The sequence below is a fragment of the Streptomyces sp. N50 genome (assembly GCF_033335955.1).
In the GTDB taxonomy this organism is placed as follows: domain Bacteria; phylum Actinomycetota; class Actinomycetes; order Streptomycetales; family Streptomycetaceae; genus Streptomyces.
Genome location: NZ_CP137549.1, coordinates 667,921 through 687,139 on the forward strand (window position 1 = coordinate 667,921; position 19,219 = coordinate 687,139).

Below are 19,219 nucleotides of genomic sequence, written 5' to 3' on the forward strand. Positions count from 1 at the left end.
CTGGGATGGCCGACACGGATGAAGAGGCCGTCGCCGCCGAGGACGATGCGCTCTATGTGCTCACGGCGGTGCTGCTGACGCCCGCGAAGTTCCCGAGTGTGCTGGGCGACGACTACCCGGAGGCCTGTGCGGCGCTCGGTATGGCGCCGCTCGCCGACGGGTACGGCCTGGTTCTCGGCCAGGACGGCGACGGGTCGCGGTGGACCGTCGTCGTCGACGACGTGTCGCTGGTCGCGGTCGCCATCGCGTCCTGGGACTGCGGCATGGAGTACGACCTGTCGCCGAGCGAGCGCACGGTGGTCGCCGCCCTGCCGGGCTGGCCGCTCGCGGTCGCCGTCGCGGCTCCCAACGTGCCCGCGCCGCACGATCCGGACCCCGATCTCGTGGACCGGCCGCCGCTGACTCCGCCGGACACCACCGTCTGGGGTCCGGCGCAACGACGGCTGGGTGCCGACGAGATCGCGCTGCAGTGGGCCCTGTGGCGCGAGCAGATCGACGACTCGACCTTCTCTACGCAGGAGGTTCAGGAGGCCGAGAAGGCCCAGCACGGGGCGGGCGACGCGTCGAAGACGGACAAGGCCGCCGCAGACGCCACCGGCGACGCGGCCACCCCCGACTCCGCCTCCGAGGCGGACGGAACACCGCCGGACGACAACGCCTCGGACGGCACCTCCGCCGGCGGCGCCGGGGAAGGCCCTCAGGCGGGCCACAGCGGCGTCCGTCGGGTACTGACGGAGGTCCGCGCGTACGTCGACACCCCGCCGCCCCTGGGCCGCGTCAGATCGTCCTTCGCACCGGGCGACGCACGCACGCTGCGCGCCGACGGCCCCGGCTGGTCGTTGGTGGCCCGGACCGACGACATAGCGTTCGTCCTGCTCGACGACGAGCCGGGCGAGGTCCTGCCGGTCGGTCGGGGCCCCGAGCTTCCTGGCCTCCTGGAAGCACTCGACAAGCTGGCCGTACGGCCGAGTTGAGCCCTTGGGCGTGGATCCGGGCGTTCGGGGGCCGAACGCCCGGGCACCGTCGATCGACCGGGTCTACGAGAAGAGCCCGGTTCGTGGACGGTGCTCGGCCGCACGCCGTCCGCAGGGCTGTTGTCGGCAGTCCCCGCGAACGGCGCTGTGCTGTGCTCTGCTCCCGTAACACCACCCGGGAACGCAGCCGGACATCGGTGCGTCAGCGGCCGATCTCCTTGCCTGCCACGCGGCGCAGCCGACGCCGCTGCGAGGGGTCCAGCGTGAGATATGCGGCCGCCGGCACCCCCACGACGATCAGGAATGAAACCCACCAGGGCAGCCAGATCAACAGGATCAGTCCGACCGCCACACCTCCTACGGCGATCTTCGCGTTCCTCGACATATGTCGCCTCCTCCGCGGCCGCAGCCGCTCTCTGATCTGAAAACGGGTCCGCGCTCCTCACAGTTCCGGATCGCGACCCTGAGACATCCCTGAGGCGCTTCCCCTACTGGTATCCGGGCCGTCGGCTGTTCCGTCACTCCGTCCACTCCACGCGCAGCGGCTCCCCCACCTCGTGAAGGTGGCGCAGGGCCTGCCGGTAGGAGTCGACGAGCCCCGTCTCCACGTAGGGGATACCCACATCCTGACAGTGGGCGCGCACCAGGGGTTGCGCGCGCCGCAGATTGGGCCGCGGCATGCTCGGGAAGAGGTGGTGTTCGATCTGGTAGTTGAGGCCGCCGAGGAACCAGTCGGTCAGGACGCCGCCGCGGATGTTCCGCGAGGTGAGGACCTGACGACGGAGATGGCCCCACCGTTCGCCGTTCGGGTCCGGCATCTCCATGCCCTTGTGGTTGGGCGCGAAGGCCAGGCCGAGGTGCAGGCCGAACAGCGCCTGGTGCAGCGCGGCGAACGCGAGTGCCTTCCCCGGGGACATCGACATGAGCAGCAGCGTCGCGTAGGCCACGACATGACCCACCAGAAGAGCGCCTTCGACGATCCGCTCGCGCCGGGGCTGGCGCCGCAGATCCTGGAAACCGTGGACCTTGAGGGCGACGCCTTCCAGCAGCGTGAGCGGGAAGAACAGCCACGCCTGGTTGCGCGTGAGCCAACGCCGGAACCCTGAACGGTCCTTGGCCTGATCGCCCGTGAAGACGAGGATGTCGGCGACGACGTCCGGGTCCTTGTCGATGTGGTTGGGGTTGGCGTGGTGGCGGTTGTGCTTGTCGTTCCACCAGGAGTAGCTCATCCCCAACAGCAGGTTGCCGTGGATCAGGCCGATGAGGCGGTTGACGGCCTTTCCGCCGGCGATCTGGGAGTGGCCCGCGTCATGGCCTATGAAGGCCGTCCGGGCACCGAACACGGCGAGCAGCGGGGCCAGGAGCAGCGTCAGCCAGGAGTCGCCGATCAGGACGATGCCCGTGACGATGCCGCCCAGCGCGAGGGCGTTGGCGGCGATGCAGCGCGCGTACCAGGCATACCGCCGCTCCAGCAGGCCTCTGCCCTTGACCGCGCGCAGGAGGGGCGCGAACTCGCTTCCCGGGGGCGCCGCGACCTCATCCCCCGGATCGTGCGCGCCGATGACTGCGGTGGTCTGGGACATGTCCGGTCTCCGGCTCTCTCAGGCAACGGGCTGACCTGAGCAAACGTACGAATCGGTGACCGGTCGCGACCATGACGGAACCCCCCGTGTTCGTACGGGGGTCAGCCGGGTCCTCACAGGGGGGTTGACGACACCCTTGCCGACACGGTCCCCGGAGTCACGAGCTTGCGGAGAGGCGCCCGGAAACAGGCGATGGCAAGGAGCTCATCCACTCCTTGCCACACCCAACGTATAGCGCAGCTGGGGGCTTGCGGCAAGGCCCAGGGCGTCCCGCAAAATGGCTGCCCGAGGCCGGGACCTGCGGAAACGAAAGATTCGTGAGCACAGGTCCACGGATCGGCGGACCGGAAACCAATCTCGTTGGGCGGGCGTTCTGATGATTGACGTGATCGTGGTCGGCGGCGGACCGACCGGCTTGATGCTGGCGTGCGAGTTGCGGCTGCACGGCGTGCACGTGGTCGTGCTGGAGAGGTTGACCGAGCCGACCGGGGAGTCCCGCGGACAGGGTCTGCACGCGCGCAGTGTCGAGATCATGGACCAGCGCGGCCTCCTGGACCGGTTCCTCGCGGTCAGTGAGAAGTTCCAGGCGGGCGGTCTCTTCGGAGGCATCGTCAAGCCGTGGCCGGACCGGTCCGACACGGCTCACCCGTACGGCGTCGCCACCCCGCAGCCGGTCACGGAGCGGCTGTTGGAGGAGCGCGCCGTCGAACTCGGTACGGAGATCCGGCGCGGCTGCGAAGTGGTCGGGTTGGGTCAGGCCGAGGACGGGGTGACCGTCGAGTTGGCTGACGGCTCGCAGTTGCGCTCGCGCTACGTCGTCGGATGCGACGGCGGCCGCAGCACGGTGCGCAAACTCCTGGGCGTCGGCTTCCCCGGGGAGCCCGCGACGGTCGAGACGCTGCTGGGCGAAATGGAGGTGGCCGAGGATCCCGCCACGATTGCCGCGGTCGTCGAGGAGGTCCGCAGGACCCAACTACGGTTCGGCGTCAGTCCCGGCGAGAACGGCGTGTACCGCGTCGTCGTGCCCGCCGACGGCGTTGCCGAGGACCGTGCGACCGCACCGACCCTCGACGACTTCAAGCAGCGGCTACGGGCCGTCGCGGGCACCGACTTCGGTGTGCACTCGCCGCGCTGGCTGTCCCGCTTCGGCGACGCCACCCGGCAGGCCGAGCGCTACCGGGTCGACCGGGTCCTGCTGGCCGGCGACGCGGCACACATCCATCCGCCGACCGGCGGGCAGGGGCTCAACCTGGGTGTGCAGGACGCGTTCAACCTCGGCTGGAAGCTGGCCGCCGCGGTCAACGGCTGGGCACCGGAGGGATTGTTGGACACCTATCACATCGAGCGACACCCTGTAGGCGCCCGAGTCATCGCCAACACGCGCGCGCAGATCACGCTCCTGGGGACCGATCCCGGTCCGACCGCACTACGGGAACTGTTCTCGACGCTGATGGACTTCGAGGCGGTGAACCAGTATGTGACCGAGATGATCACCGCGATCGGGATCCGCTACGACTTCGGCGAGGGCCATGAGCTCCTCGGTCGGCGACTACGGGACGTGAAGCTGAAGCAGGGGCACCTCTACGAGTTGATGCACGCAGGCCGAGGACTCCTGCTCGACCAGACCGGCCGGCTCTCGGCCGCGGGTTGGGCGGACCGCGTCGACTACGTAGTCGACGTCAGCGAGGAACTGGATGCACCCGCGGTGCTCCTACGGCCGGACGGCCACGTGGCCTGGATCGGCGACGACCAGGAGGATCTCGTCAGCCGACTGCCCAAGTGGTTCGGCGCGGCCCAGTAGACGCTCTCCCCGCCTGCTGTGTCAGTACGCCGAGAAAACCCAGCCTCCTGGGTAGAACGGCTCCCGGTGTGCGCGGAACGCCGCCGTCGCCCGAGACAGGGTTCCGGCTCCCAGTCCCTCGACGATGCCTGCCGCGGCGACGGACGCGAGCGTGGTGCCGCCGAGTAAGGCCACGCCGAGTTCGTGGTAACGCGCCGGACGGTCGGTCAAGCGTCCCAGGACGCCGGAACGGTCAGCACGCGCGCGTGCGCTGCAGTTCCACTGACCGGTGTGGGACCGTCGAACACGGCGATGGCGCGGCGCAGTTCAGTCGCGCGTTGCTCGTGGACCACCGGTTCGTCGGACAGGCCACTGCCGCAAAAACGGATGGCGATCGGGTTCCCTGCCGCCCGTCACGAATGCCACGCCCGCCCGACAATCGGCCGACACTCCGGATTCACCTCACCGCCAAGCACCGTTCCCCATGAGCACCAACTCTGGCCGCTGTCAGCCAACTTGTCCTCAGGAGGCCCGATGTCCCCGCACGACCTCGTCCGACGCCACGTCCGTCGTCCCGTCGCGGCGGGCGTTCCGCTCGCCGTGGTGGTCGCCCTCTCGGCGGTATCGGCAGCGACATCTACCCGGCGGGCCGCAAGGGCGAGTACTGGACGATCACCGACCGCGGGCCCAACGGCCAGATCAAGGTCAGCGGGACCAAGCGCCGTACGTTCCCCGTGCCCGGTTTCGACCCGGCGATCGTGAAGATCCGTGTCTCCGGGGACACTGTGAAGGTCTTGGACGCCATCCCGATCACCACGTCCTCCGGGAAGGCCGTCACCGGGCTGTCGAACCAGCAGGGACGCGACGAGGCGCCGTACTCCTACGACGCGCAGACGGCACTGTCGTACAACCCGAACGGGCTGGACACAGAAGGCATCGTGCGGGCCGGGGACGGATCCTTCTGGCTCGTCGACGAATACGGGCCCTCCCTGGTGCATGTCTCCGCGCGCGGCAAGGTGCTCACGCGGTACGTGCCCAAGGGACTGCATCTGACGGGTACCGACTACCCGGTGGTGGAGGCGCTGCCGGCCGTCCTGCTGCACCGGAAGATCAACCGCGGCTTCGAGGGGCTCGCCCAACTGCCCAGCGGTGACCTGGTGATGGCCCTGCAGAGCCCGCTGTCGCTGCCGGACGGGGACGCCGGGGACGCGTCGCTCAACACCCGCCTGGTGCGCTTCTCCACAAAGAAGAGGGCGGTCACGGCGGAGTACGCGTACTGCTTCGACCCGGTGAACGTGGTCGACCCCAGCGAGGACGACACCTCCGAGCTCAAGATCTCCTCGGTGGTCGCCGTGGGCGACGACCGACTGCTCGTCGAGGAGCGCACCGACAAGGCGGCCCGGCTCCAACTGGTCGAGCTGGGGCGCAAGTCGAACATCCTCGGCGGTCGCTACGACGACGACACGACGTCCCCGTCACTGGAGCAGCTCGACGCCCCGGCCGCCGCAGGTGTCCCGGTGCTGGCCAAGAAGCTGGTCGTCGACCTGGGGACCGTCTCCGGGGTGCCGCAGAAGATCGAGGGCATCGCGCGCGTGGATCACGACACGCTCGCCCTGATCAATGACAACGACTTCGGGATGACGGACGGAGCGGGTGCGTTCGACGCGCAGGGGCGGCTGATCGACAGCGGCATCAAGACGACTCTGGTGTACCTGAAGCTGCCGCACGGCATCTGAGTGTCCGTCGACTTCCGGAAGCGGCTAGCCGAACAGGGACGGGAGCAGTGACTCGATGTCGCTGGGAACCTCGCTCGGCAGCTCCGAGGGGAGGTTCGACGGAAGCGCGGTCGGGAGCTTGGTCGGCAGGCTGGTGGGAAGTTTCGTCGGGAGGGTGAGGGACGGGCTCCGGCTCGCGCCCGAACTGCTCTCGGCGGGCGCCTTCTTGTCCGGTGAGTCATGTCCCCCGGAAGCCATCAGCACGATGACGGTGACGGCTCCGGCGGCGACGATCACGGCGAGCAGGATGAACAGCGGTCGGGGGCGCCTACGGGGAGGCGGTCCGTAGTCCCCGTAGTCCCCTCCCGGCGGCTGTCCGAAGTCTCCGGGAGGTGGCGGTCCGTAGCCGCCTCCCGGAGGCGGGACGGCGCCTGGAGGCCCGGGCGGTCGAGGCGGTACGGGCGGCTTGGCCATACCGTCCAGGGTCGCTTCGTAGAGGTCATGACGCGACCCCCGCGCGGTGGTTGATACGGGCTCATGCCGTGGATCGCATGATTCCGGAGCATTCCGCGCGGGGGCCAGTCATGAACGGGCACTCACGCACACCAACGGACTCGCGAGTGATGTGACGCACGCGTGCGTGCGGTCAGCCGCGTGCTCCCAGGAGGTGGTCCATGGCGAGCTGGTCGAGCTGCTCGAAGGCCATCCCGCGCTGGGCCGCCGCCTCGATGTCGAAGTCCTCGAAGGCCGAGCGGTCCGCGAGCAGTGACTTGAGGCCGTCCGCCGCGGTCTGCTGCGCCAGCTCGTCCAGACGCGAGGCGCGCAGCGCCTCCTGGACCACCGGGTCGGCGCGGAAAGCGGCCGAACGCTCCTTCAGGATCAGGTAGTTGCGCATGCAGCCCGCCGCGGACGCCCACACGCCGTCGAGGTCCTCGGTGCGCGGCGGCTTGAAGTCGAAGTGCTTCGGGCCGGCGTAACCGGCACTCTCCAGGAGGTCGACCAGCCAGAAGGCGGCACGCAGGTCGCCGTTGCCGAAGCGCAGGTCCTGGTCGTACTTGATGCCGGACTGACCGTTGAGGTCGATGTGGAAGAGCTTGCCCGCCCACAGGGCCTGGGCGATGCCGTGCGGGAAGTTGAGCCCGGCCATCTGCTCGTGGCCGACCTCGGGGTTGACGCCGTACAGCTCCGGGCGCTCCAGGCGCTCGATGAACGCCAGGGCGTGGCCGACGGTGGGGAGCAGGATGTCGCCGCGGGGCTCGTTCGGCTTGGGCTCGATCGCGAACTTGATGCTGTAGCCCTGGTCGGTGACGTACTCACCGAGGAGGTCGAAGGCCTCCTTCATGCGGTCGAGGGCGACGCGCACGTCCTTGGCGGCGCCGGACTCGGCGCCCTCGCGGCCGCCCCAGGCGACGTAGGTCTCGGCGCCGAGCTCGACCGCGAGGTCGATGTTGCGGATCGTCTTGCGCAGGGCGTAACGACGCACGTCGCGGTCGTTGGCGGTGAACGCGCCGTCCTTGAAGACCGGGTGCGTGAAGAGGTTGGTGGTCGCCATCGGCACCTTCATGCCGGTCGCGTCGAGGGCCTCGCGGAAGCGCTTGATGTGCGACTCGCGCTCGGTGTCCGAGGACCCGAAGGGGATCAGGTCGTCGTCGTGGAAGGTCACACCGTGGGCGCCGAGCTCGGACAGGCGCTGCACCGTCTCGACGGGGTCGAGGGCACGGCGGGTGGCGTCGCCGAACGGGTCCCTTCCCTGCCAGCCGACGGTCCACAGGCCGAAGGTGAACCTGTCCTCGGGGGTGGGCTGGTAGTTCATGACGCGGCTCCTTGTTGCTTCGCTGCGACTATTTCGTCATGGCGGTTTACAAATTAGTATGCACACGCAGCTCTGGGAAGGGACAACGTGTCCCTGAAGGAGTGGGGTACGGGTCACCGCACCCCGGACAGCCTTGAGAACACCAGGTCAGAGCCCGCAGAGCCGCGGAAAAAACAGGGAGAGCCCGATGTCAGCAGCCGAGGGTCCGCTCGTCGTCGGCGTGGACACGTCCACCCAGTCCACCAAGGCGCTGGTCGTCGATGTGTCCACCGGACGGATCGTCGCGAGTGGCCAGGCGCCGCACACCGTCTCCTCGGGGGCAGGCCGCGAGAGCGATCCCCGCCAGTGGTGGGACGCCCTGTGCGAGGCCCTGCGCCAGTGCGGGGACGCCGCTCACGAGGCGGCCGCGGTGTCGATCGGCGGCCAACAGCACGGCCTGGTCACCCTGGACGCCCAGGGCGAGCCGGTACGCCCGGCGATGCTGTGGAACGACGTGCGCTCCGCGCCGCAGGCCCGCCGACTGATCGAGGAACTGGGCGGCCCGAAGGCCTGGGCGGAGCGCACCGGCAGCGTGCCCGGAGCCTCCTTCACGGTCACGAAGTGGGCCTGGCTCGCCGAGCACGAGCCGGAGGCGGTGCGCGCCACGGCGGCCGTGCGCCTCCCCCACGACTACCTCACCGAGCGGCTCACCGGACAGGGCACCACCGACCGGGGCGACGCCTCCGGCACCGGCTGGTGGGCCTCGGGGACCGAGTCGTACGACGAGGAGATCCTGCGGCATGTCGGGCTCGACCCGGCGCTGCTGCCCCGGGTGGTGCGGCCGGGCGAGGTGGCCGGGACCGTGCGCGACTGCCACGACCTGCCGTTCTCCAAGGGCACCCTGGTCGCCCCCGGCACCGGCGACAACGCGGCCGCCGCGCTGGGTCTCGGGCTGCGTCCCGGCCACCCCGTGCTCAGCCTCGGCACGTCGGGCACCGTGTACGCGGTGTCGAAGCACCGCCCCGCCGACCCGTCCGGCACGGTCGCGGGTTTCGCCGACGCGCACGGCGACTGGCTGCCCCTGGCCTGCACCCTGAACTGCACGCTCGCCGTCGACCGGGTCGCCGCCCTGCTGGGCCTGGACCGGGAAGCGGTGGAACCCGGCACTTCGGTCACGCTGCTCCCGTACCTGGACGGCGAGCGCACCCCGAACCTCCCCAATGCATCGGGCCTGCTGACGGGCCTGCGCCACGACACCACCGGCGGGCAGCTCCTCCAGGCCGCCTACGACGGTGCCGTGCACGCCCTGCTCGGCGCGCTCGACCTGGTCCTCGACGAGGACGCGGACCGCACCACGCCGCTGCTGCTGATCGGCGGGGGCGCCCGGGGTACGGCCTGGCAGGAGACCGTACGGCGGCTGTCCGGGCGTCCGGTCCAGGTTCCCGAGGCGAAGGAACTGGTCGCGCTCGGTGCCGCCGCGCAGGCCGCCGGGCTGCTGACCGGTGAGGATCCGGCCGCGGTGGCCCGGCGCTGGAACACGGCGGCCGGGCCGGTGCTGGACGCCGTGGAGCGCGAGGAGGCGACGCTGGCCAGGATCTCCGGGGTACTCTCCGACGCGGCTCCGCTGCTCGAACGGGGGACGGACGCCGGCTGACACACATCGATCGACGACGAACGGGAGACGGACACCGCCCGTCGACGCACACCGACCGAGGACTGACGGAGGCATGACCGCACCGCTGCACGAGGCACACCCCGCCGGGTCCGGGCGCGCCCTGCCCGACACCCAGCAGGGCATGCGTCGGCGCAATCTCGCGCGCGTGATGCACACGGTGAGCGCCGAGGGTCCGCTCTCGCGCGCGGCCGTGGCCTCACGCATCGGGCTGACCCGTGCGGCGGTGTCGACACTGGTGGACGAGCTGATCCGGTCGGGGCTCCTCGAAGAGCTGGGCCCCGAGCGGCCCGGCCGGGTGGGCCGCCCCGGATCGGCGCTCGCCGTCAGCGGGCACGGTCCGGCCGGGATCGGCGCGGAGATCGGCGTCGACCATCTCGCGGTCTGCGCGGTCGATCTCCGCGGCGAGATACGCGCGCGTGCCGTGCGACACGGTGTGAACCGCGGCCGCTCCCCCGAGCCTGTGCTCGCCGAACTCACCGTGCTGGTACGGCAGATCGTCGCCGAGGCGGACGCCGAGGGTCTGTGGCCGGCCGGGCTCGCGGTCGCCGTGCCCGGTCTGGTGGCGCGCGACGGCCGTACGGTCGTCCGCGCCCCGAACCTCGACTGGCACGACACGGACCTCGGCGCCCTGCTGCCCGCCGAACTCCCGCCCACGGTGGACAACGAGGCCAACTTCGGCGGGCTCGCCGAACTCTGGCTGGGCGAGACCACTCCGCGCGACTTCCTGCATGTGTCGGCCGAGATCGGCATCGGCGCCGCGGTCGTGGTGGACGGCGGGCTGCTGCGCGGAACCCGGGGATTCGCGGGCGAGTTGGGCCACGTCCCCGTACGTCCCGACGGGCCGGAGTGCGCGTGCGGCGGGCGCGGCTGCCTCGAACAGTACGCGGGCGAGGAGGCGGTGCTCCGCGCCGCGGGTCTGGAGCCCGGCGCGGACCGGGTCGGGCTGCTCGCGACCCGCGCCGCCGACGGCGACGAGGCGGTACGACGTGCCCTGCACGACGCCGGTACGGCGCTCGGCATCGCGCTGACCGGCGCGGTCAACCTCCTCGATCCGCAGCTGGTGGTGCTGGGCGGCGCGCTGTCCGGTCTCGCGCCCTGGCTACTGCCGTCGCTGGAGGCCGAGTTGGCGCGGCGCACGGCTGGGCCCGCTTGTCCGGTGTCGGTGTCGCGGCTGGGGCCCGAGGGTCCGCTGCTGGGGGCCGCGCACTCGGTGGTGCGGGCCGTCCTCGACGATCCGGCGACGGTGGCCGAACGGGCGGGGGCAATCGTGGCCGGACGAGCTGGGGACATCGCGGCCGAACAGGCCTGAAACACAGCCGAGTTCACCCGTCCGAGTGATCGGGTTATCCACAGCTCCGCCGTCGTCCACGGAAGCCGGCCACGCCCTACTGCCCAACCCGCAACCGCCGTACCGTGATTCACGCGAGGCGCAGCCGTCGTGTCGTGACGACTGTGCGAGTGCGGGTGTGGACGCTGGTGGACGAGGGGGGATTCACGTGTCGGGGGAGACAGTTCGAGGGCCGGAGACGGCTGCGGGGGCGGGGATGCTGCGGCGTGATGCCGTCGGGCTGCGCGAGGTCCTCTTCCAGAGCGTCACGGCGATGGCGCCGGCCGCAGCGGTCGCCGCGTCGATCCCGGCGGGCGCGGCCTTCGCGGGCGGAAGCCTCCCGCTGTCGGTGCTGATCGCGCTGGTGGCCTGTCTGTTCACCGCGTCCTGCGTGGCCGAGCTGGCCCGCGAACTGCCCGCCGCCGGCTCAGTGGCCACCTACGCGGCGCAGGGACTGCATCCGGCAGTCGGCTTCCTGGTCGGCTGGGGCTACGTCTTCGTGGAAGCACTGGTCCCACCCCTCCTGCTCCTCCAACTCGGCTTCACCACGGCGGGCACCCTGCACCAGGAATGGCCCTCGTATCCGGAGAACCTGTGGTGGCCGTGGGCGCTCGCGGGCGCCGCGATCATCGCCGCGGCGGGCTGGTTCGGAGTGCGTGCCTCGGCCCGCTTCGGGACGGTTCTCGGGGTCTTCGAGATCCTCGTCTTCCTGGTGTTCGCCGTCTGGCTGATCGGCAAGGCCGGTAGCGCCAACACCCTCTCGGTGTTCGGCACTTCGCACACCGGCAAGGACTACCCGGGGCTCGGCGAAGTCTTCGCGGGCTCGGTCTACACGGTGCTCGCGTTCGCCGGGTTCGAGGCCGCGGCACCGCTCGCCGAGGAGACACGGGACCCGCGCCGGACGATGCACCGCGCGGTGCTCGGCGCGGCCCTCGGGATCGGCCTGTTCTACGTGCTGACGACCTACGCCATGACCGTGTACTTCGGGCCGGACCGCTTCAGCGGATTCGGCGCCGACGGTGCGGCCTCCTGGGAGGGCGTGGCCCGCGCGTCGTTCGGACTGTTCTGGGTGCTGGTGTTCCTGGCCGTGGTCAACTCGACGATCGCCAACGCCAACGCGTGCGCCACCGTCTCCACCCGCACCGCCTTCGCCCTGGCCCGCATCCGGGTACTCCCCCGCGTCCTGGCCACCCTGCACCCACGCCACCGCTCCCCCGTCGCCGGCATCGCCGTGCAGACCGTCGTCGCGGTGGGAGCCGTACTGGGCCTCGGCCTCGGCTACGACCCGGTGACCGCGTTCCTCCTCCTGGCCACGGTGATCGTCACGGTCGTCATCGGCGTCTACATCGTCGTGAACCTGGCCTGCGCGGGCTACTTCCTGCGCCGCAGGCGCGAGTTGCTCAAACCGCTACGGCACCTGCTGGTCCCCCTCCTCGGGATCGTCGCGTTCATCCCCGCCCTGCTCACCGCGGCGGGCATCCCGGCCTTCGACTTCGTGACCGAACTGACCGCGCCCGTGTCCTACGCCGGACCGGTCGTCGGCATCTGGATGGCGGCCGGGGTCGTGGTCCTGCTCGTTCTGCTACGACGACACCCCGAGCGAATAGCCGAAACCGCCCGCGTCCATCTCGACGAACCCTCTTCCACCGGTCATCCGCAGAACGGAGCAGTACAGCCATGAACGACCCCCGGATCCTGACGGTGCGGCCCGAACCGGGCGAGTACGCCTGGACGTTCGGCGGCGCCCCGCCCGTGGCGCGCATCGCGCCCGGCACGGTCCTCGACCTGTATACGGAGGACTGTTTCGCCGGACGGGTGCGGTCCGAGAAGGACCTGGTGTCCGAGGTGTGCGAGTTCCCGTTCCTGAACCCTCAGACCGGTCCCTTCCATGTGGAGGGCGCGGAGCCGGGCGACACGGTCGCCGTGCACTTCGTGTCGATCGAACCCGCCCGGGACTGGGCCGCCTCGACCACGGTTCCGCTCTTCGGCGCACTCACCTCCACACACACCACGGCGACGCTGCAGCCGCCGCTTCCGGAGAGCGTCTGGATCTGGCAGTTGGACCGGACCCGCCGTACGGCGTTGTTCCGCGCGCGGGACAGCGACATCGAGATCGAACTGCCCCTCGACCCGATGCACGGCACGGTGGGTGTGGCCCCCGCCAATCTGGAGGTGCGTTCGGCGCTGGTGCCGGACGCGCATGGCGGGAACATGGACACGCCCGAGATGCGGGCCGGGGTCACCTGCTACCTCGGCGTGAACGTGGAGGGCGCGCTGCTCAGCCTCGGCGACGGGCACGCCCGGCAGGGCGAGGGCGAGACCTGCGGTGTCGCGGTCGAGTGCGCGATGAACACCGTGGTGATCGTGGAGCTGCTCAAGGGGGTCGCCACGCCCTGGCCGCGCATCGAGTCGGACACGCACATCATCTCGACGGGTTCGGCACGCCCGTTGGAGGACGCGTTCCGGATCTCCCAGCTCGACCTGGTGCGTTGGCTGGTGCGCGACTACGGGTTCAGCGAACTGGACGCCTACCAGTTCGCCACCCAGGCGGTCGAATCGCCGTTGGCCAACGTGTGCGACACCAACTACACCTGTGTGGCGAAGATCCGGAAGGAATGGCTGCCCGCGCGCGAGACGCACCGCGGACTGCACGCGCGGCTGCGTGAGACCGCGGCGGCACTCCAGCACTGAGCCCCCGCTCCCTCCGGACACCCAGAAGAACCCGACGTACCCGAAGACCTCTGAAAGGCACCCGCAGTGGACCGTTCAAGACCGCTTCCGAGCAGGCGGCGCATCCTCAAGGGTGCCGCGCTGGCCGTCGTGCCGTACGCGTTACTTCCCGACGCGGAGGCCGGTGCGCAGACCCAGGCCGTCGACTATCCGCCGGCCGAGTGGCAGCCGGCGAGCACCTCCAACTACACGGCGTCCGACCGCCCCAGCGCCTATCCCGTCGACTACGTGATCATCCACGTCACGCAGGAGACGTATCCCAGCACCCTGTCCATCTTCCAGAATCCGCAGAAGAAGGTGTCCGCGCACTACCTCGTGCGGTCGGCCGACGGGCATGTGGCGCAGTGCGTGCGGGAGGCCGACATCGCCTGGCACGCGGGGAACTGGGACTACAACACGCGCAGTGTCGGTATCGAGCACGAGGGCTGGGTGGATCAACCCCAGTGGTTCACCGACGCGTTGTACGAGCAGTCGGCCAAGCTGACGGCGGCGATCTGCACGAAGTACGGGCTCCCGAAGGACCGGGCGCACATCATCGGGCACTACGAGGTGCCGGGTACGGACCACACCGATCCGGGGCCGAACTGGGACTGGACGCGCTACATAAGGCTGGTCAACTTCGCCTGAGCCGGGGCGGATCAGGGGCGGTTCCAGGCAGCTTCCGAGAGCGTGGCGGTTCGTTCGGGTCGTACCTGGTCGAAACGGTTGTCCCGATCCGTCTGCGGAGTAACGATGTCCGCATCCGTTGCGGCGCCGTGTCGCTGTCGTATCGCTGTCGTGTCGCCGCCATATCGCCACTGCACCAGCGTTGTACCGCCGTTGCATCGACTTCAGGGGAGGCCGAGTTGACCGATCCATGGGTGGCCCTGGAGCCGGGGGCCGACCCTGCCGAGCGGGTGCGGGTGCTGCGCCGGGCGCACGAGACGTTCGCCGTCGCGGGTACGGTGCCGCAGCCGGTGCGGTCGGTGGTGGCCGATTCCTGGCGGCGTTCCGCGCGGGCCGGTGTCGGTCCCGAGGGCACGGCGAGTGTGGAGCTGACGGACGGCGACCTGGGCGCGTATCGCGCGGAGCATCCGCTGGCGCGGGTGATGCCGCTGATCCGGGAGTTGGTGGGCACGTTCGCCGCGGACGGCGAGCATCTGCTGGCCGTGTGCGACACGCAGGGCAGGCTGTTGTGGGTCGAGGGGGATCCGGCGACGCGGCGGAAGGCCGGCCGGATGAACTTCGTGCCGGGTGCGCGCTGGGCGGAGAGCGCGGTCGGGACGAACGCGCCGGGCACGGCGGTCGCCGTGGACCGGCCGGTGCAGGTGTTCGCGGCCGAGCACTTCATCCGACGGGTGCAGCCGTGGACGTGCGCGGCTGCTCCGGTGCACGATCCGCGCACAGGGCGGGTGCTCGGTGCCGTGGACATCACCGGGGGCAACGGGCTGGCACATCCGCACAGCCTGGGCTTCGTGCAGGCGGTGGCGCGGGCCGCCGAGTCCCAACTGGCGCTGCTCGCACCGGAACAGACGTATGCCGACGGGCCCGAACTGACGGCGCTGGGCCGGGACGAGGCCCAACTGTGCCTCCACGGGCGCAAGATGAGGCTGAGCCGCCGGCACAGCGAGATCCTGGTGCTGCTGGCCCGGCATCCCGAGGGGCTGTCCGGCGACGAGTTGCTGTGCGCCCTGTACGAGGACGAGTCGGTTCCGCCGGTGACGTTGCGGGCCGAACTCGCACGGCTGCGGCGGCTGTTGGGCCCGGGCCTGCTCGCCTCGCGTCCGTACCGGCTCACGTCACCGGTCGAGTCCGATGTGGCGATCGTCGAGCGGCGGCTGGAAGGAGGCGCGGTCATGGGAGCGGCGACGGCGTACACGGGTCCGCTGTTGCCCGGTTCGCAGGCACCGGCGGTGGTGCGGCTCAGGACCCGCCTCGCGGACGGCCTTCGTACGGCGCTGATCGCCCGCCGCGACCCCGACCTGCTGGCGGACTGGGCGCACGCTCCGTGGGGCGAGGACGACCTCGACGTGTGGCGGGCGCTCGCGGCGATACGGCCGACGGCACCGGTGCGTTCGCGACTCGCCGCGCTGGAGTCCGAGCTGGCGGCACCGGCCGGGTGGGCACGGCACGCGGGTCGCTGAAGCAACTCGCGCTCGACGCGGGACACTTGCCGCCCAACCCGCCTTCCGCCCGCTGACTACCGTCCCGCCGCCTGCTTCGCCGTCCCCGTCCCCTCCACCGGCTGGGGTTATTTCTAACCGGTCACTGGGGTAGAAAGCGGTTAGATTTACCCCCGGCTTCCAGCACCCAGCACCCCAGCACCCGCGCAACGTACATGCAACGTCCCGCTCCCTAGCCTCGCGCCGAGAGCTGCCCAACGGCGGGCAGCGCTGTTCCGGGAGGCAGACCAGGATGACCCGTTACACGGCACCCGGCACCGAGGGCGCGATCGTCTCCTACCAGGCGCGCTACGACCACTTCATCGGCGGCGAGTACGTGCCGCCGGCCCGCGGGCAGTACTTCGAGAACCCGTCACCGGTGAACGGGCAGCCGTTCACGGAGATCGCGCGCGGCACCGCGGAGGACGTGGAGCGGGCGCTGGACGCGGCGCACGCGGCGGCGCCGGGCTGGGGCCGGACGTCGGTGACCGAGCGTTCCGACATCCTGCTCAAGATCGCCGACCGGATGGAGGCGAACCTGGAGCCGCTCGCGGTCGCGGAGAGCTGGGAGAACGGCAAGCCGGTCCGCGAGACGCTCGCCGCCGACATCCCGCTCGCCATCGACCACTTCCGCTACTTCGCGGGGGCGATCCGGGCGCAGGAGGGTTCACTGGGCGAGGTCGACGACGACACCGTGGCGTACCACTTCCACGAGCCGCTCGGGGTCGTTGCGCAGATCATCCCGTGGAACTTCCCCATCCTCATGGCGACTTGGAAGCTGGCGCCGGCGCTCGCGGCGGGCAACGCGGTCGTCATCAAGCCGGCCGAGCAGACCCCGGCGTCCATCCACTACTGGATGAGCCTGATCGCGGACCTGCTGCCGCCGGGCGTGGTGAACATCGTCAACGGCTTCGGCGTCGAGGCGGGCAAGCCGCTGGCATCCAGCCCGCGCGTCGCGAAGGTCGCCTTCACCGGCGAGACCACGACGGGGCGGCTGATCATGCAGTACGCCTCCGAGAACATCAAACCGGTCACGCTGGAACTGGGCGGCAAGTCGCCGAACATCTTCTTCGACGACGTGTCGTCCGCGCGCGACGACTTCCTCGACAAGGCGCTCGAAGGCTTCACGATGTTCGCGCTCAACCAGGGCGAGGTGTGCACGTGCCCGTCCCGGGCGCTCGTCCAGCGCGGCCACTACGCCGACTTCCTCCAAGCCGCCGTAGCCCGCACCGAGTTGATCAAGCCGGGCCACCCGCTGGACACGGACACGATGATCGGCGCGCAGGCATCCAACGACCAGTTGGAGAAGATCCTCTCCTACCTGGACATCGGCCGGCAGGAGGGCGCGAAGATCCTCACGGGCGGTGAACGCCTCGACTACGACGGCGAGTTGAAGGGCGGTTACTACGTCCAGCCGACGATCTTCGAGGGCGACAACCGGATGCGGATCTTCCAGGAGGAGATCTTCGGTCCGGTGGTCTCGGTGACGTCGTTCGACGACTTCGACGACGCGATCAAGCTCGCCAACGACACGCTCTACGGTCTCGGGGCCGGAGTGTGGACCCGGGACATCAACACGGCGTACCGCGCGGGCCGGGCGATCCAGGCGGGCCGGGTGTGGACGAACTGCTACCACGCGTACCCCGCGCACGCGGCGTTCGGCGGCTACAAGCAGTCCGGCATCGGTCGCGAGAACCACAAGATGATGCTGGACCACTACCAGCAGACGAAGAACCTTCTTGTTTCATACAGTCCGAAGAAACTTGGGTTCTTCTAGAGCCTGAAGTCGGTTGCCTGGAGGCGCCGTTGCGCTCCAGGCAACCCGACACGGATGCCACTCTCCGTCATCGACTCGACCCCTAGCGCCGCTGCCCGAGCTCCAAACGGATCCGTCCCGGACCAGGCGCGGACCAAACGGAGTCCCTCGTCTTGAACAGCACGTGAAGTTCCGCGCGTTGTACCGCCGGCTCGGGCAGTCCGTACCAGGCGAACAGGTGGGCGACACACAGCTCGGGATCGGGCGAGGGCTTGAGACAGCGCTTTGGATGCCCAGGTGCGGAGGTGGCTGAGGGCCGTCGGCGCCGACGATCAGGTCGTCCGGGCCCTCGCGGTGGACGCCGGTGCGTCGCCCGGCGCGATCGTTCCCGCAGGGCGGAAGGACGTCCACCGTACGTCGGTGACCTTGCGCAAGAAGTCCAGGACGTCCCCGTGAGCGGCGTCCGGAGCAGGGGCTGGGGTCAGGCCCTCGACGTCCCAGACCTGCTTGCCGTCGCGTCGGCCGTACACCGGTGGTCCAGTTCGGGTGGCGACTTCACCTGCCCCGGCCACCGCACGGCGGCCACACTGCGGCGCCGGTGCCTGTCATCTGCTCGGGGCGTCGGGATGCACGCAGGAGTCCACCGCGCGGAGTGTTCGGACGTCGTCGAGGTGGACGGTGACCTCGCCGGCCCGTGTCCGCAGCCGTAGCCCGCCGTCGGTGATGCCGCGCGGGGTGCCGCAGAAGGTGCCGTCGGTGGCGACCACCTCCAGGGCGGGGACGGAACGGTCGGGGCCGTACCAGGTGAGGGCCACCGCCGCGGTGAGAGCCACCGCGCAGAGCACCGTGAGCACCACCCCGATGGTCAGCGACCTGGCCGCGCGCAGCGTCTCCATATGGTCGAGGGCCTCCTCGCCCCAGGCGGGGCGCCCGGGCCCTGTCTGCTGTACGGCGGTGGCGGCCGGTCTGCCGTGCGCGGCGCGCAGCAGCAGGAAGGCGCCGACCGCGCCGGAGGTCAGGGCCGCCAGCAGCGAACAGCCGATCAGGACGTTGTAGGGAGCGGCCAGCTCGCGGATGTCGCTGCGTCCCTTGACCAGACCGAAGCCGACCATGCCGACGAGCAGCGCGGCCAGTCCGGTGCGCCAGGCCGCGGCGGCCTCCCGTACCCGGGTCAGCTCCCGCTGTACCAGTGCCCGCCGATGGCGGGCGGCGGCACGGTCGGCCGGCGCGGCGGCCGGTCCGGCGGAGGCGTCCCAGCTCATCAGGCGTTCCGCCGCAGCAGCAGGACCCAGTAGGCGCCGCAACCCTCGTCGTCCTCCGGGCAGTCCGGGTGCTCGACCGCGCAGAGACACGCGACCTGGACGGTGTAGGTGTTCCCGGGGCGGGCCGGCCGGAGTCCTCGGAAACCGCTGAGCGGGTGGACGAACTGGAAGGGGTGCCGACAGCGCGGGCAGATCCCGCTCAGCACCACCTCGTGCCGCCCGCCCTCCACCCGCAGCCCGGTGAGGTGGTCCGCGGCGTACGAAGTGCGGGTTATCTCCTTGAAGGCATGCGGGAGTCGGGGCATCAGGGACCTCCTCCGGGCGAGGCACGCACGCGTCGGGCACCTCCAGGCAGCCGATGATGTCAGGCCGCGGCGGCCGGTACGAGGCGTCGAAGCCCTCCCCACCTCGGGCGTGACCGGCAATGCGCAGCTCAGTGCCGGTTCGGTCCAAAGCCGGTCGCATTCTGGTCGTACGGCGCAAA

Annotated in this window: 17 protein-coding genes and 1 pseudogene; 10 read left to right on the top strand and 8 right to left on the bottom strand. The window is 70.5% G+C overall.

Annotation, left to right across the window (positions count from 1 at the left end; all coding sequences use genetic code 11):
* Positions 1-5 precede the first annotated feature (5 nt).
* Complete coding sequence (locus R2B38_RS03025) at positions 6-974, top strand: hypothetical protein (RefSeq protein ID WP_318014821.1); 969 nt, start codon at positions 6-8, stop codon at positions 972-974.
* Between the two features lie 202 nt (positions 975-1,176).
* On the opposite strand, the gene R2B38_RS03030 is transcribed toward R2B38_RS03025, so the two are convergent.
* Positions 1,177-1,359: a hypothetical protein gene (locus tag R2B38_RS03030; RefSeq protein WP_033278297.1), complete on the bottom strand. Its 183-nt coding sequence runs from the start codon at positions 1,357-1,359 to the stop codon at positions 1,177-1,179.
* A gap of 133 nt (positions 1,360-1,492) precedes the next feature.
* Positions 1,493-2,557, bottom strand: coding sequence for an acyl-CoA desaturase (locus R2B38_RS03035; RefSeq protein WP_318014822.1), 1,065 nt, complete (start codon positions 2,555-2,557; stop codon positions 1,493-1,495).
* A gap of 277 nt (positions 2,558-2,834) precedes the next feature.
* Between R2B38_RS03035 and rox the strand changes: the two genes are divergently transcribed.
* The gene (gene rox, locus R2B38_RS03040) at positions 2,835-4,358 is read left to right on the top strand and encodes a rifampin monooxygenase (protein ID WP_411978420.1); all 1,524 of its coding nucleotides are present in this window, start codon (positions 2,835-2,837) and stop codon (positions 4,356-4,358) included.
* Positions 4,359-4,379: 21 nt separating this feature from the next.
* Here rox and R2B38_RS03045 read toward each other — a convergent pair whose 3' ends face one another.
* Entirely contained in the window at positions 4,380-4,568 is a 189-nt protein-coding gene (locus tag R2B38_RS03045) for a hypothetical protein (protein ID WP_318014824.1), read from the bottom strand.
* 374 nt (positions 4,569-4,942) lie between these two features.
* Between R2B38_RS03045 and R2B38_RS03050 the strand changes: the two are divergent.
* Positions 4,943-6,073: pseudogene (locus R2B38_RS03050) on the top strand (esterase-like activity of phytase family protein); the annotation flags it as partial.
* Positions 6,074-6,097: 24 nt separating this feature from the next.
* Here R2B38_RS03050 and R2B38_RS03055 read toward each other — a convergent pair.
* Both R2B38_RS03055 and xylA read right to left on the bottom strand, forming a co-directional pair.
* The gene (locus R2B38_RS03055) at positions 6,098-6,349 is read right to left on the bottom strand and encodes a hypothetical protein (protein ID WP_318014825.1); all 252 of its coding nucleotides are present in this window, start codon (positions 6,347-6,349) and stop codon (positions 6,098-6,100) included.
* A gap of 349 nt (positions 6,350-6,698) precedes the next feature.
* Positions 6,699-7,865: a xylose isomerase gene (gene xylA, locus R2B38_RS03060; RefSeq protein ID WP_033278292.1), complete on the bottom strand. Its 1,167-nt coding sequence runs from the start codon at positions 7,863-7,865 to the stop codon at positions 6,699-6,701.
* Positions 7,866-8,052: 187 nt separating this feature from the next.
* Here xylA and xylB point away from each other — a divergent pair, with 187 nt between their 5' ends.
* The 7 genes from xylB to R2B38_RS03095 all read left to right on the top strand — a co-directional run bounded on the left by xylB (position 8,053) and on the right by R2B38_RS03095 (position 17,494).
* On the top strand, positions 8,053-9,498 hold the full coding sequence (xylB, locus tag R2B38_RS03065) for a xylulokinase (RefSeq protein ID WP_318014826.1): 1,446 nt from the start codon (positions 8,053-8,055) through the stop codon (positions 9,496-9,498).
* 73 nt (positions 9,499-9,571) lie between these two features.
* Positions 9,572-10,828: an ROK family transcriptional regulator gene (locus R2B38_RS03070; RefSeq protein WP_318014827.1), complete on the top strand. Its 1,257-nt coding sequence runs from the start codon at positions 9,572-9,574 to the stop codon at positions 10,826-10,828.
* 235 nt (positions 10,829-11,063) lie between these two features.
* On the top strand, positions 11,064-12,527 hold the full coding sequence (locus R2B38_RS03075; RefSeq protein ID WP_318014828.1) for an APC family permease: 1,464 nt from the start codon (positions 11,064-11,066) through the stop codon (positions 12,525-12,527).
* Positions 12,524-13,537 (top strand): acetamidase/formamidase family protein, encoded by a 1,014-nt coding sequence (locus R2B38_RS03080; protein WP_318014829.1) that lies wholly within the window; start codon positions 12,524-12,526, stop codon positions 13,535-13,537. Before R2B38_RS03075 ends, R2B38_RS03080 begins: the two co-directional genes overlap by 4 nt.
* A 66-nt stretch (positions 13,538-13,603) precedes the next feature.
* On the top strand, positions 13,604-14,203 hold the full coding sequence (locus R2B38_RS03085; protein WP_318014830.1) for an N-acetylmuramoyl-L-alanine amidase: 600 nt from the start codon (positions 13,604-13,606) through the stop codon (positions 14,201-14,203).
* A 218-nt stretch (positions 14,204-14,421) separates the two neighbouring features.
* Positions 14,422-15,699, top strand: coding sequence for a GAF domain-containing protein (locus R2B38_RS03090; protein ID WP_318014831.1), 1,278 nt, complete (start codon positions 14,422-14,424; stop codon positions 15,697-15,699).
* A gap of 271 nt (positions 15,700-15,970) precedes the next feature.
* A complete protein-coding gene (locus R2B38_RS03095) occupies positions 15,971-17,494 on the top strand; it encodes an aldehyde dehydrogenase family protein (RefSeq protein WP_318014832.1) in 1,524 nt (507 codons plus the stop codon).
* Positions 17,495-17,805: 311 nt separating this feature from the next.
* On the opposite strand, the gene R2B38_RS51255 is transcribed toward R2B38_RS03095, so the two are convergent.
* The 3 genes from R2B38_RS51255 to R2B38_RS03110 form a co-directional block, all read right to left on the bottom strand.
* Positions 17,806-18,003: a hypothetical protein gene (locus R2B38_RS51255; RefSeq protein ID WP_411978421.1), complete on the bottom strand. Its 198-nt coding sequence runs from the start codon at positions 18,001-18,003 to the stop codon at positions 17,806-17,808.
* 75 nt (positions 18,004-18,078) lie between these two features.
* On the bottom strand, positions 18,079-18,735 hold the full coding sequence (locus R2B38_RS03105) for a hypothetical protein (RefSeq protein ID WP_318014833.1): 657 nt from the start codon (positions 18,733-18,735) through the stop codon (positions 18,079-18,081).
* Positions 18,735-19,040, bottom strand: coding sequence for a hypothetical protein (locus R2B38_RS03110; protein WP_318014834.1), 306 nt, complete (start codon positions 19,038-19,040; stop codon positions 18,735-18,737). Before R2B38_RS03110 ends, R2B38_RS03105 begins: the two co-directional genes overlap by 1 nt.
* Positions 19,041-19,219: the final 179 nt, after the last annotated feature.

Coding starts and splice junctions, on each gene's coding strand:
- xylA (WP_033278292.1), bottom strand. CDS start 7,865: ATGAACTACCAGCCCACCCCCGAGGACAGGTTCACCTTCGGCCTGTGG.
- R2B38_RS03095 (WP_318014832.1), top strand. CDS start 15,971: ATGACCCGTTACACGGCACCCGGCACCGAGGGCGCGATCGTCTCCTAC.
- rox (WP_411978420.1), top strand. CDS start 2,835: ATGGCTGCCCGAGGCCGGGACCTGCGGAAACGAAAGATTCGTGAGCAC.
- R2B38_RS03110 (WP_318014834.1), bottom strand. CDS start 19,040: ATGCCCCGACTCCCGCATGCCTTCAAGGAGATAACCCGCACTTCGTAC.
- R2B38_RS03080 (WP_318014829.1), top strand. CDS start 12,524: ATGAACGACCCCCGGATCCTGACGGTGCGGCCCGAACCGGGCGAGTAC.
- R2B38_RS03105 (WP_318014833.1), bottom strand. CDS start 18,735: ATGAGCTGGGACGCCTCCGCCGGACCGGCCGCCGCGCCGGCCGACCGT.
- xylB (WP_318014826.1), top strand. CDS start 8,053: ATGTCAGCAGCCGAGGGTCCGCTCGTCGTCGGCGTGGACACGTCCACC.
- R2B38_RS03075 (WP_318014828.1), top strand. CDS start 11,064: ATGCTGCGGCGTGATGCCGTCGGGCTGCGCGAGGTCCTCTTCCAGAGC.
- R2B38_RS03030 (WP_033278297.1), bottom strand. CDS start 1,359: ATGTCGAGGAACGCGAAGATCGCCGTAGGAGGTGTGGCGGTCGGACTG.
- R2B38_RS03070 (WP_318014827.1), top strand. CDS start 9,572: ATGACCGCACCGCTGCACGAGGCACACCCCGCCGGGTCCGGGCGCGCC.
- R2B38_RS03025 (WP_318014821.1), top strand. CDS start 6: ATGGCCGACACGGATGAAGAGGCCGTCGCCGCCGAGGACGATGCGCTC.
- R2B38_RS03035 (WP_318014822.1), bottom strand. CDS start 2,557: ATGTCCCAGACCACCGCAGTCATCGGCGCGCACGATCCGGGGGATGAG.